Source organism: Rhizobium sp. FG96 (assembly GCF_057808655.1).
The window spans coordinates 379,966-391,456 of record NZ_JBMDIL010000005.1; the positions used below are offsets into that span (position 1 = coordinate 379,966).

16 protein-coding genes and 1 pseudogene are annotated in these 11,491 nt (G+C 58.2%); 9 read left to right on the top strand and 8 right to left on the bottom strand.

The annotated features are described in order from the left end of the window. Positions 1-4 precede the first annotated feature (4 nt). From ACODR6_RS12710 to ACODR6_RS12730, 5 genes and pseudogenes are all read left to right on the top strand, one after another. Positions 5-178: pseudogene (locus ACODR6_RS12710) on the top strand (DUF2934 domain-containing protein); the annotation flags it as partial. Positions 179-729: 551 nt separating this feature from the next. Further along, positions 730-1,050, top strand: coding sequence for a hypothetical protein (locus ACODR6_RS12715; protein WP_203431537.1), 321 nt, complete (start codon positions 730-732; stop codon positions 1,048-1,050). A gap of 177 nt (positions 1,051-1,227) precedes the next feature. After that, the gene (locus tag ACODR6_RS12720) at positions 1,228-1,455 is read left to right on the top strand and encodes a hypothetical protein (protein ID WP_199629987.1); all 228 of its coding nucleotides are present in this window, start codon (positions 1,228-1,230) and stop codon (positions 1,453-1,455) included. A gap of 110 nt (positions 1,456-1,565) precedes the next feature. Next, complete coding sequence (locus ACODR6_RS12725) at positions 1,566-2,597, top strand: YihY/virulence factor BrkB family protein (protein ID WP_210341278.1); 1,032 nt, start codon at positions 1,566-1,568, stop codon at positions 2,595-2,597. Positions 2,598-2,602: 5 nt separating this feature from the next. Beyond that, positions 2,603-3,004: a hypothetical protein gene (locus ACODR6_RS12730; RefSeq protein WP_246777735.1), complete on the top strand. Its 402-nt coding sequence runs from the start codon at positions 2,603-2,605 to the stop codon at positions 3,002-3,004. 100 nt (positions 3,005-3,104) lie between these two features. Here the strand turns inward: ACODR6_RS12730 and ACODR6_RS12735 are convergent, their stop codons facing one another. Both ACODR6_RS12735 and ACODR6_RS12740 read right to left on the bottom strand, forming a co-directional pair. Next, positions 3,105-3,557 (bottom strand): hypothetical protein, encoded by a 453-nt coding sequence (locus tag ACODR6_RS12735; RefSeq protein WP_489022574.1) that lies wholly within the window; start codon positions 3,555-3,557, stop codon positions 3,105-3,107. 182 nt (positions 3,558-3,739) lie between these two features. Continuing rightward, positions 3,740-3,943, bottom strand: coding sequence for a cold-shock protein (locus ACODR6_RS12740; protein ID WP_130284340.1), 204 nt, complete (start codon positions 3,941-3,943; stop codon positions 3,740-3,742). A gap of 718 nt (positions 3,944-4,661) precedes the next feature. Between ACODR6_RS12740 and ACODR6_RS12745 the strand changes: the two genes are divergently transcribed. From ACODR6_RS12745 to ACODR6_RS12760, 4 genes are all read left to right on the top strand, one after another. Beyond that, entirely contained in the window at positions 4,662-5,528 is an 867-nt protein-coding gene (locus tag ACODR6_RS12745) for a TIGR02587 family membrane protein (RefSeq protein ID WP_148194871.1), read from the top strand. An 11-nt stretch (positions 5,529-5,539) separates the two neighbouring features. Further along, positions 5,540-5,938 (top strand): TIGR02588 family protein, encoded by a 399-nt coding sequence (locus ACODR6_RS12750; RefSeq protein WP_203431538.1) that lies wholly within the window; start codon positions 5,540-5,542, stop codon positions 5,936-5,938. A 14-nt stretch (positions 5,939-5,952) separates the two neighbouring features. Next, the gene (locus ACODR6_RS12755; RefSeq protein WP_246777736.1) at positions 5,953-7,143 is read left to right on the top strand and encodes a low temperature requirement protein A; all 1,191 of its coding nucleotides are present in this window, start codon (positions 5,953-5,955) and stop codon (positions 7,141-7,143) included. Positions 7,144-7,256: 113 nt separating this feature from the next. After that, positions 7,257-7,553, top strand: a complete 297-nt coding sequence (locus ACODR6_RS12760) for a DUF2934 domain-containing protein (RefSeq protein WP_203431539.1) — start codon at positions 7,257-7,259, stop codon at positions 7,551-7,553. Positions 7,554-7,766: 213 nt separating this feature from the next. Here the strand turns inward: ACODR6_RS12760 and ACODR6_RS12765 are convergent, their stop codons facing one another. The 6 genes from ACODR6_RS12765 to ACODR6_RS12790 all read right to left on the bottom strand — a co-directional run bounded on the left by ACODR6_RS12765 (position 7,767) and on the right by ACODR6_RS12790 (position 11,270). Beyond that, a complete protein-coding gene (locus ACODR6_RS12765; protein ID WP_489022583.1) occupies positions 7,767-8,282 on the bottom strand; it encodes an acyloxyacyl hydrolase in 516 nt (171 codons plus the stop codon). Between the two features lie 438 nt (positions 8,283-8,720). After that, positions 8,721-8,915 (bottom strand): hypothetical protein, encoded by a 195-nt coding sequence (locus ACODR6_RS12770; protein ID WP_148194868.1) that lies wholly within the window; start codon positions 8,913-8,915, stop codon positions 8,721-8,723. Positions 8,916-9,294: 379 nt separating this feature from the next. After that, positions 9,295-9,465, bottom strand: coding sequence for a hypothetical protein (locus ACODR6_RS12775; RefSeq protein ID WP_162708794.1), 171 nt, complete (start codon positions 9,463-9,465; stop codon positions 9,295-9,297). Positions 9,466-9,614: 149 nt separating this feature from the next. Next, positions 9,615-10,235 carry a GXWXG domain-containing protein gene (locus ACODR6_RS12780; protein ID WP_489022575.1) on the bottom strand — a complete coding sequence of 207 codons (621 nt, stop codon included), beginning with the start codon at positions 10,233-10,235 and terminating at the stop codon, positions 9,615-9,617. Positions 10,236-10,261: 26 nt separating this feature from the next. Beyond that, on the bottom strand, positions 10,262-10,954 hold the full coding sequence (locus ACODR6_RS12785) for a hypothetical protein (RefSeq protein ID WP_203431541.1): 693 nt from the start codon (positions 10,952-10,954) through the stop codon (positions 10,262-10,264). 64 nt (positions 10,955-11,018) lie between these two features. Then, on the bottom strand, positions 11,019-11,270 hold the full coding sequence (locus ACODR6_RS12790; RefSeq protein ID WP_246777737.1) for a hypothetical protein: 252 nt from the start codon (positions 11,268-11,270) through the stop codon (positions 11,019-11,021). Positions 11,271-11,491: the final 221 nt, after the last annotated feature.

An 11,491-nucleotide genomic window follows, 5' to 3' on the forward strand; every position in this document is an offset into this window, starting at 1 on the left:
GGTCATGGGTGTCGACAGACAGGAAATAATCCGCCGGCGCGCCTTCGAAATATGGGAGGACGAGGGACGTCCGGACGGTGCCGACCAGCGACATTGGCTGCAGGCGGAGGACGAGCTCTTCGGCGATGATGATCACGAAACAATGCAGGAACTGCTCGATGAGGACGATCATGACGATGACCTCGCATTTGGCGAGTCTGCGACAGCTAAAAGTCACTCGTTCGAGGCGGGGCCAGCCGGCCACGCTCAAAAGGAGACGCATCTCATGGCGAAACAAAACAGCGACGGCCTCAATGGTTTGTTGACGGAATTGGGCGTTCTGCCTCCGGAGCGGGATGGGCTGACAACCCTGACCGGTGATCAGCAGGAAGTGCTGAACGCCTATCAGTCGGGCCGGATGGAGGAGGCTGATTTTCAGCGTCATCTCGCAACCGACACTGTGCTCGCAGATCATGTCCGCTCATCGCTGACGGCCGGCCGCGATTAAGCCACCCGGCAGCCAATTTCGATCTCGCCAAGCAAGGATCACCAACGCGTCATGACACCTTTGGTTTCGCTTGCTCAGCCTGAGCCGGCGATAGAACTTCTGACGATAACCAGTACAAGGCGGAAGTGAGGCAACTGCCGTAGGACTTGGGAATTTATTGTTGCTGCCGGTGGAACCAGGCATCGTTGCGTAGGTTTGGCAATGGTTACCAACTCAGAAAACTCCCACGGAGGAAATTCCCAATGCGTATCAAACTTATTGCGGCATCCGTCGTCGCACACGCTATGGCAACGTCTGTATCCTACGCGCAGTCCAACCCGGTTCCCAATCACATGGCAACCGATAAGAACGCCAACGAGGATGCCGGCGGCGGCGCTGGAAGCAGCGATTCTTCCGGCACCAAGACCATGAAGCCGATGGGCACAGACTCGACGATGACCAACAGCACGACCGAACAGACCAAGTGTAAGGACGGCTCGAACGCCAAGGGCGCTCTCCAGACCCAGGCCGGCAAGGGTGATGCGACGCCACAGGATCAGGCCTGCGGCGAAAACAACAACTGACAGATTGTAACTGACGACAGGGAGGCCGGATCATCTCCGGCCTTTTTCCGTTTGCACAGCATTGAATGTTTTGCCGGAGGTCCACTCTTTGCGGGTTCGGCAACGCCAGCCGGAACCGATTGGCTTTACAAATGTTTGTGAGGAGACAAGGAACCCGCCCGTCGCCTGGAGGCCTGGATGAGTAGTGATCAATGGACACCGGAACTCTTTTCTGAAGCCTGGTCCGCCGGGATAGCAGCTGTCGTCGATGAGCGAATAACGCCCTTGCAGCATCTCGTTGTTATGTCATCGCCGGGAATCGATCGATACGACACAACGGACGGTCCGCTGAAACGCGAGATGGATCAGGTATTGGAGATTGGCCTCGCCAAGCTTCAAAAAAGTGGCGAGGCAGCGCCGGGCTAACGTTCGTAAAGTTGCGCTGAAGACCAGCAAGCGTTCCTTCGCGAAAGAATACGGAGCCGATCAACTTGGGCCTGTCGATCAAACGATATCTTGTCCCTCTCGCCGGCGCGATGATGGCCTTAGCCGCGACGCGGCTCGTAGTTCGCCTCAGCAGCCGGGGTGATCCCTGTCGCAATATCGCGACCGAAGATCCTCATGGAAGGGATGCCGAACGGCCTGAGGCGATACCCGCCCGGGGATTAGTCGATGTTTTCTGGCGCGTCTACGAAGAAGTCTTGAGGGACAGGGTTAGTCTGATCGCCGCCGGCGTCACTTTTTATCTGTTTTTGGCACTCTTTCCCGCCCTTGGCGCGGTCGTCGCACTTTACGGGCTTGCGGCGGATCGAGCGACGATGGCCCAACATATCCGGGAGCTCGCCGTTCTTCTCCCGCCAGGTGCCTTCGACATTGTCGCAGACCAGATCCAGGAGCTTTCGAAAAAGCCGAACGGATCGCTCGGCATTGCCTTCTTTGCGGGCTTCGCGATCGCTTTGTGGAGCGCCCACAATGGAACGTTAGCGCTTTTTGATGCGATGAACGTCGCCTATGAGGAAGACGAAAAACGGACCTTCTTGTGGCGCAACCTGACCGGCCTCGCGTTTACGCTTGGCGCTACGATCGTGGTCATTGCAATGATCGGGTTAGTCGCGGGATTGCCGATCGTCCTCTCCTACGTGTGGCTGGGGGAGGTGCCCGAAGAGATCGTGCTGATGATACGCTGGCCGGTTCTGCTTGCGATCTTCTTTTGCGGCATCATGGCCCTTTACCGCTTTGGCCCAAGCCGTGAACCCGCCAAGGTGCGCTGGATGACCTGGGGTGCTGCGATGACGACGATCGCCTGCGTGGCAATGTCGCTCTGCTTTTCCCTCTATCTCGACCGGTTCGCAGACTACAAGGCGACATACGGGGCGCTTGGCGCGCTAATCGGCCTGCTGGTCTGGACCTGGCTTTCTGTCACGATTCTGATCGTTGGCGCCGAGCTTAATGCCGAGCTCGAACATCAGACGGCGAGAGACACGACAACTGGCGCTCCGCTTCCAATGGGAGTGCGCGGTGCCTTCGTCGCCGACAGCCTCGGAAAGACCTCTGGTCAGTCCGGCTAAGCTTCATGGTTAAGCTGGGCGATCGACACGGCCTCAAGATCGCCGCGGAGCGTGCGAACAGCGTCGTTTCGACCCTGGGCCGGATCTTCAGAATCTTTAGCGACGTTCCGCAAGGAAACTGGCGTTCGTTATGCGAAGGAGCAGTGATGTTAGAAACCGATAGCAAGGCAAGCAAGAAGGAGCGCCGCCTGGGCGATGTCTCACGTTTCGTCGAAGCGCAGGAGCAGGCTGATAGCAGCTCGATTGCCCCTGCCGCTGTACAGCCAGCGGAACGAAGAGATGAACGCGTGCGCGCTCGTCGATCCTGTTTCCGCTGCGGCGCTATGAACGGAAATTTGGACCTGAACCCTGCAGTCGACGCCCTCGCCGATGCCGCCGCAGGTGCAGTTATGGGTAAATTTCGATGAGTTCGCGCTCGATGATCTTGAGAGGGTCTTGCGCGACGAGTGGCGCATGCGGGGCCTGCCGTTCAACGACAGTGCAAGGCCGTAAAAAGCATCCTCGTAATCAGTCGCGTTGCGTTGGTCGAATGGTGTCGACGCTGATCTGGCCGTCCAGAACACCGCGCTTCACGTCGGTGCGGCCGTGAGCGATCTCAATCACGGTGTAGAGCTTATCGTCGCGGAAGGAGCTGGCATTTGCTGTCGTGACGTCTTCTGCAGGCGCAGAATCGATCTCCATGTAATCAAGTTCGCGGCTGGCGGCGACGATCCGCGCGTCACCGGAGGTGCGCGCTGCCACAACAACCACACCATGACCCGGTGCGTTCGCCCATTTCGGATCGCCTGGACCCGCAATCGGCTCCAGGCGATAGATGGAAAGAGGTTCCGCGCTCAGATCGGCGCCGGCAGCGGTCGCGTCCTCGATCTGAGCCTTGCTCTCGACAGAGCTTCCAAACTCGACCTGGCTGGTCGCGGTGTTGATCTCTTCGGTATTGCCGGTCCTCGAGACGTTCGACATGATGTAGGAACCTCCGTTTTCGCGTTAATCTAACGACCGCGAAGGTCGGCGGTTCCGCCATACGGCGCTCCGATCGAAGAAATTGTCTACGGGCTGGGATGCCATCTACCTTTCGCCGAACGAGGGCCGCTTACGATGCAGCCGTCGATCCCCGGCCACCTGCGCGGCCGGGGCAGGAGCAGTCAGCCCAGTCTGACATTTTCGGCCTTGGATTTGCCGGTCTTACGGTCCTGGCCGACGTCGTAAGTGACTTTGTCGCCATCCTTGATCGATCCCTGACCGCTGAGCCCGCTGACATGGACAAAGACATCCGGTCCGCCAGCGTCCGGCGTGATGAAGCCGAAGCCCTTGTCCTGGTTAAAAAACTTCACTGTTCCTGTTGCCATTTCTTCCTCGGAATATGTCGGTCCAGACGTGTTCACTTTAGGCAGGCAACCGGGTGGGCACAACGGCCTTTTTGCAAGTGACACAATGAAAGAGGAAGGAACCCAATTGTGTCTTAGCTGGCTTGATCGGTTGGACGAAGAGCGGGCACGCGTGGTGAGAGGGGAAGCAAACGACGAGTTTCGATCTTGATGCAGGCCGTGCCTTCCCGGGTAGATCGCACTATCTGTGATTTGGGCCAGCGCTGAAGATGCTTCAGATGCCCCGAGCTTTTCCAATGAACCGAACTTCGGCGATCTAGGGTTCAGCGTGACTGAGTATTGGGTGCAATGCTCTGCGGACACCCACCGATGTCCCAGAGAACAACATTGTCTGGTTCAATTACCATAGGCGGGACCCTCTACAGGGCAGTGTTTATTTCTCACCATCGGAATGCGCGCATGGCCTCTCACTCGCCTGTACAGTGCGGCCGAGTCGAGGCTCAAGAGACGCGGTGTCACGGGGCATCGAAGCTATCTCTGAAGAGCGTCGGGCACGGTTCGACCGAGGGGTGGCCCAGATCCGGGCCGAGACGACGGCCAAGACTTGGATCAGATCGCTGAGCTCGTCGGTTGCGTCTTGCGAATTGGAGCGAGGGCGATGACAATCCTGCAGTCAATACATGCGAAGAGTTAAGGTTTGCTCCTCGCCAAAATCGATTGGCCTCCTACCTCTAGGAAAATGGCGGTAGCGAAGACGGAAGCGCAAACAAGCGGTGAATGGGATGGCAAGGCGTTTACCGCAGGCCTCGGACGAGGTTTTGCCGGGGCATTGATCTTTGCTCTGCCGATGTTCATGACCATGGAGATGTGGGAACTGGGGTTCTACATGGATCGCTGGCGTCTGCTGCTCCTTCTGATTGTGAACGTCCCGCTTCTTATCCTCCTTTCGGACCGCGTCGGGTTCGAACAGACGTCGACGTGGCGCGATGCGAGCCGTGATGCAGCGATCGCTTTTGCCATTGGTATCGTGTCGTCGGTGGCGATCCTTCTCGCTGTCGGCGTGCTTAAGGCTGGCCAGCCTGTCTACGAGATTGTCGGAAAGATCGCCCTCCAGGCGGTACCAGCCAGTATCGGCGCTCTGTTGGGCCGAAGTCAGCTCAATGGCGACGAGAGTGCCAAAGGCGATGAAGGTGATCCGGTGCAGGAAGGCCCCGCCGACTATAGCGGCGAGATGTTCTTGATGGCGCTCGGGGCCTTGTTTCTCGGCCTGAATGTCGCTCCGACCGAGGAAATGATCCTCCTGTCCTTCAAAATGAGCCCATGGCATGTTCTTTGCGTCATTGTCATCTCACTGGCGGTCATGCACGGTTTTGTCTACGCTGTCTCGTTCAAGGGGGGCCATGAGATCGGCGACAAGGTGCCCGCCTGGCACATCGTGGTTCGGTTCACATTGCCGGGATATGTCATCGCGCTGCTGGTCAGCGCCTTTTGCCTCTGGATATTCGAACGCTTCAGCGGAACATCTGCATCGGCGATTCTCCCGGCCGTGGTGGTCCTTGGCCTCCCGTGCTCCATCGGTGCAGCGGCCGCACGCCTGATTTTGTAGGACGACGAAAAGTGGCACGAAAGAAAACACCTTCAGCGAAACCGCACCCGGTTGAATGGGCGCTCGGCGTTGCCAGCGGCCTTCTCGTTGCAATTCTTATCGCCATCGTTGGCTATGAAGCGGCAACGAACTCCAGATCCCCACCGGACTTTGTGGTCTCCCGACTTGCGCCCACTGACGCTATCCCCAAGGGACAGGTGCGGTTCAAAATCACAAACATCGCCGATACCACAGCTGCGGCCGTGCTCGTGCGTGGCGAATGGCGCCGGCCTGATGGAATAACAGAGACGGCCGAAACGACGCTCGACTATGTCCCGGCAAACTCGTCGGGCGAGGGGGCGCTGATTTTCTCCGCCGATCCTGCTGCCGGCGACCTGTCGGTCCGCGCGGCCGGCTATGCAGACCCATGAGCAATGGAGTGCCGATGAGCAAGAAGAAGCAACCGATGCGCTGGCTGCGTGACAGGGAGGCGAAAAAGTCGAAAGCCAGCTTTCCGGAGCTTTTTTTTGATCTCGTCTTTGTCTTCGGCCTGATCCAGCTTTCTCATACGCTTGCAGAGGATTTTACGTCCACCGCTGTTGGTGAGGCCCTGCTGCTCATCTTGGCGATCTGGTGGCTCTGGATCAACACGACCTGGGTGACCAATCTCCTCAACACCGATAGTGAGCCTGTCCGCTATCTCCTTTTTGCCCTGATGTTCGCAGCCATCCTAATGGCGATCGCGCTTCCCGAAGCTTTTGGCGATCATGCGCTGCCCTTTGCTGCCATCTACGCCTTGATGCAGGTCGGACGATCGCTGTTTGCCTGGGTTGCGTTTGGCAGTCACGATCCGAAATCGGCCTCGACCTTCGGTCGGATCACGTTCTGGGCCTGCATAGCCGGCACGCTCTGGGTGGCTGGCGCATTTGCATCCACAGAGTGGCGTCTGGCAGTCTGGGGCTTGGCCCTTGCGATCGAATATGGCGTGCCGCTCCTGCGCTTTCCTTTTCCGGGGCTTGGCAGAGCCGACAAAGAGACCTTGAACCTCAACGGAGAACATCTGGCTGAGCGCTGCGCACTCTTTGTCATCATTTGTCTCGGAGAGACGATCCTGACCACGGGTCGCAATGCCGTCGAGCATATGGGGCCAGATCTGACGTTCCTGGTTTTCTGCGGCGCATTCCTAAGCACCGTCGCTATGTGGTGGATTTACTTCCACCGCGGCCAGGAGGAGGCGGCAGAGAAGGCGGAGGAAACCAACGAGCCTGAGGCGGTCGCGCATAGTTTGTTCACTTACGGACACCTTCCGATCGTCGCAGGCATAATCCTGACAGCAGTTGGCGAAGACTTTGCGCTTTCGCATCCAGAGGAACAGGGGGACTGGAAAAGTGCCTGCGCGATCATCGGGGGCCCCGTGCTCTTTCTGTGCGGGAACATCTGGCTGAAGCTCGCAGCCGCCCAGCGGTTTCCCTTTTCTCACCTTGCTGGTCTCGCTGGCCTCTCGGCAATCAGTATCGTTGCACTGCTGGTGCCGCTTTATCTTCTGAATATCGCAGCAACGGCAGCATTGCTTTGCGCCGCCATATTCGAATATGCCGCGCGTCGCCGGCCGCAGTCGCATCGCCCCGAGCGATAGCCTCATGTCTGACGGCATGTGATCTCCTGGTTATAGCCATCTGGAACCGGCTATCGCCATTCGTTCGATTGGGCCCATCTTACGGCTCAGCACACCACAACAGGGACTAAACGATGTCTACGCACGAAGACCAGATTCGCCAGCGCGCCTATGAGATATGGGAGCGTGAAGGCCGTCCGCACGGGGACGATCTGAAGCATTGGATGCAGGCCTTCCAGGAAATTGCAGAGAACGCGCAGCCCAGCACCCTCAAGCCTGCTCGGGCCACTAAAATGACGACCTCTTCGCCAGATGCCAAAAAGGCGACGACCGGGAAGATTAAAAAGGAAAAGTCATCAGCAAGCGCTGCGTCATCGCAGCCTGTGGTGTCTGGCGGCGCCAAACCGGCTCGGGGCGTCACGACGCACTGAGGCAGTTGGTCTCGGTTCAATTCTAGCCAGCGTACCCAGGGGTGCCTGTCGGCCACTAAGCTTATTGATGGGTTGCGCTATGAGGCTACGATCTTGGAAACACGCAGGCGAAGAAGGGCGGCCAGGTCCTGCCGTCCAGCGAGTTGCTCTGTCATCACGAAGGTTTTCAAAGAGCTGCTTTGCTAACGCTGCTTATGCGCGGTCACAAGGACCTCAGAACTTGTAGCCAAGCTGAAGTCCCGCGCGTGTCATTCCGTTGTTGGGGCCATCACAGAGGTTGGCGTGAGAAGAATGGGCGACCTGTGCCATTACATTCCAGTGACTGTCGAACCGGAAGCCCGCGCCTATGTATTCATGGAAGAGCAGGCGGCAACCAAGGGCTGGGCCGTTGTCGTTGCTGTCGAGGTCGCCTGTATGGATGACGCCGCCGAAGCCCGCCTCTGCAAACAGTTTATCGGAAAAATCGGCTGTCCACGAAAAGCCGGTGAAGACCTGACTTGCAGATCCTGACGTCCCGATGGAGGTTCCCAGATGGATTCGAGGGCGAGCAAGCTTTTGCAGACCCGTCGATTGATCATGGTCAAAGGGGTCGAAGAACAGCGTAAATTCGGGAAAAATTCCGTCTTCATGTTCGCCGCCGCCCTGGATGGACGCAGATGCGCCGAATCGTAACTCGTCAAAAACACCATCATCTGCAAGCGCCGGTGTGCCCGCAGCAAGTGTCGCCATTATTGCAGCGTGTAGAATTTTCATTGGGCGCCCCGAATCGTCGACGTCGATCATGCCAGCCCTCAATCAACGGCGTAAAGGGCATTCCGACTTTGTACGAAAGATGACAATCGGCATCAATCGTGGAACCCGCAACGCCACCGTTGCATTATAGCTGCGCTGGCACGTTCCTCAGTCGGCAACCTCACTTCAGCCCCGGTCAATGCCGGGGCTTTTCTTGTGTGCCTCGTTGCAGCCATCGCTTGTCAAAACGCTCCGCGGCGTTCACCCTTGTCTCAACAACATCGGGCTTCACTTCCTGCGACGAAAGATGCAGGTTGCTGGTAACTTCAGGCGCTGGCCATTATTCTGGTGCTTCTGCCTCAGATCGGAAACATCCGATGCGCTCCAGCCCGTTCGTCGCCTCAGACTGAAGGCTTAGTGCGAAGTTGCAAAAACCTAGCGCCTCCCGACGCCTTCCATGATTGCCGCGACGATTGCCTGCTCGAGAGCATGCGCGTTGTTTTCCAGGCCAGCCTCGTCTCCGTTAACCGCAGACGCCGCAAACTGAACCGCTTCATCGCGTACGATACGTCGGGCTGCTTTCCGCGCCCTCGCCTCGTAGACGCTGTCGTCATCATTTTGGAGCGTCATGGAACTCCCCCATCATCCCAGGATCCGAAAGGCGGTTACGACATACAGATTGGTGGTGGTCCTTGCAATCGTCTGTCCGGCCTCGAACGCTCAGCGGCGCCGTTCGTCTTCGAAGTCGGTTCGCAATAACTGGTAAAGCAGGATCGAGCGGCGTTCCGGTTGGGGCACCTTGGGTCGCCTGCGATCAGACGCGGGACAGGCAACGGCGCAATCTTGAAAAATTTTCCTCGCCCTGAAATATCTGCATCTTGCTGCAATCGACGGCGATATGATGAAGGAGATCTCTCCTGCAGCATGAGCAGAGCGAGGGCCTTGAGATCGGGCGGCTTCGCGGACCCTGCCTTGCCGTCATCAGGTCGCCCTGATGCTGCCACAGCGTTCAAGAGCGCTGCACATCACTATCTTTCAAACCACTTTTTTCGATGCGACGGGAATAGCTGCTGGCGCGTCTGCCCTCGACCTCTCCCCCAGCTGGAATGAGCCGCAAAACAACAGCAGCGAGGAGCACGATCGCAAAAGCAATCGGCAGGCAGATCGTCAACGCCAGCATCGTCATCCTCCGGTTCGCCCGGCATCATTTCACGGTCTTAGGCCATATGGCAGCTGTCTTTTCGGATGATGCGGGAAAGGAGCGGTTGGGCGCTCGTGGCAGGAGCGAGCGTCCGGCGCCAGGCTCGTGCTGCAGCCACACAAAGGCGCTCAGTCGTTTCGCGGGCTACCCTTACTGTGGTCACCGCCGCTGATAATTCGGGGCTCCACGCGCCAGAGACGGAAGAAGTATCGGCGCGCGTCGCCCTCGACGGCCATCATTCCAGCGATCTGGTCGTCACAGATCCGTTTGAAGTAGTCGGCGATCGGCTGGCTGTCGTAGACCATAGCCGCTGTCTGCGCGCCATCGAGTTTCCGCAGTTCGACCATCGCCGTCGTGCCCCGCGCGCGGCATGCCTTTTGCACGTACGAAAACCAGTTCCGGGCGATAGATGTCCGGCCGACGGCCGCCAAGCGCAGGGCAAGTTTGATAGGCAGAAAAGACGGCTCCAGGGCAATAAGCCGGCCTGTCTGCCACTGGAACAGGAGGGCGTCGGCTTTAAAATCCGCATGAAACCTTTTGCCGAACCATTGCAGATTTTCGAGCACGCCGTCGAGGGGATGACCGGAAGAAATGCCTTCGCCCTGCCAAAGGCCGACCATCTCCGTCGGCAATACTGGCGGCAGCGAGCCGAACCAGGCGATCGTCTTCAATTGCTGATCGTTGGTCATCCTTGCTCCGGACAAATGCAAGCGGTTCATTCCGGCAACCATGGTGAAACCGCGCATCATACGCGGCTTCCGTGATTGCCGGTCGATCAGCGGCTGCCGGGAAGCATCTGGCTTTGCCGGACGTCGTCAATAGACTGATCCTGCGATGGCCGATCTCCGGCAGGTCGATCCCCTTCGGAGACGTCGCGCTGATGACCCGTCGGGATGACGTCGTCGACCACGTCGGGGGACAGTTCTGTCAGGTCGTATCCCCGCACTCGCGGTGATGTCGCTTGGGTGCTTCGCGTGTAACGGCCAGGTCCTGATGCGCTTCCTGCAGCCGCGTCCGCCTGGAAGACGTCTTCCTTGGACGCTGCTGCCTGTTGGGAACCAGTGCCTGCCGTCCAGCCTTCGGTGCGCCAAAGGTCGGCGCGTTCATCGAGGTCTATGGAACCCGCGTCGTCGAGAATGTCATGCGCCGTGTCGTAATTCGACTGATCGACGGAAGCGGAGACAAGAAAACCGCCGCGGCGCAACCCCTCGGCATAGACGTCGCGGTCTTCGTCCGGGAAGAACCAGTCCCCGAGCCTTGACCAGAAGCCGGAACTTTCCGCGGCAGACGATGCTCCTTCGCCGTCGGCTTCGTAGCCCGGCATAAGCCGCACGTCTGCGACGCCTTTAGACCTCAACTTTTCGACGGCGGTTTCGGCGTCGCTGCGGCTGTCGAAGAATGCAGTCAGGGTGCTCTTGGCTAGACCGCTTGCGAAGCTCGGCGCGCCTTCGTTATAGACGTTGGTCATGGAAATGCTCCTCCGTTGGTTGCTAGGGGAGCCAACGGGCAACGAAGGTGAATGTTCCAGCGGTCTACGGCTCAAGATTTGCAAACCGTGTCTGGCAGCGATCGCCTTCGGAACCGACCATTCGCTCGCAGCCCATCGCCAGTCGACGGCGCAGCTTTGCCAGACATGCGTCTGCGCCAAATTGTGCGACGAGACTCTTTCGCTCGAAGCCATCGCTGCGATGACAGAACCTACATTCCAGCACGATAACTGCGTCACGGAAGTCCTTTAGCCTGGGGCCATCGCCACCGGCCAGGTTGTGGTGTCTTCTGGCCATCTCTTCTCCAGGCGCAGGGCATCTCATCGCGCGGCAGCTAGCTAGCCGCATGGTTTTCAACAGGCAAGGCACCGACGGCGAATTTTTTCGATAACGGCATTTAAGCTGAAAGCTTCCACTATGGAATTGATTCACCTCGCTTATCTTTTCTATCGCCCAGTTCGAGGAATAGATTCCTGGAATCGGCGATCTTGACGGCGGTCAAGATAAGGAACAAAAAG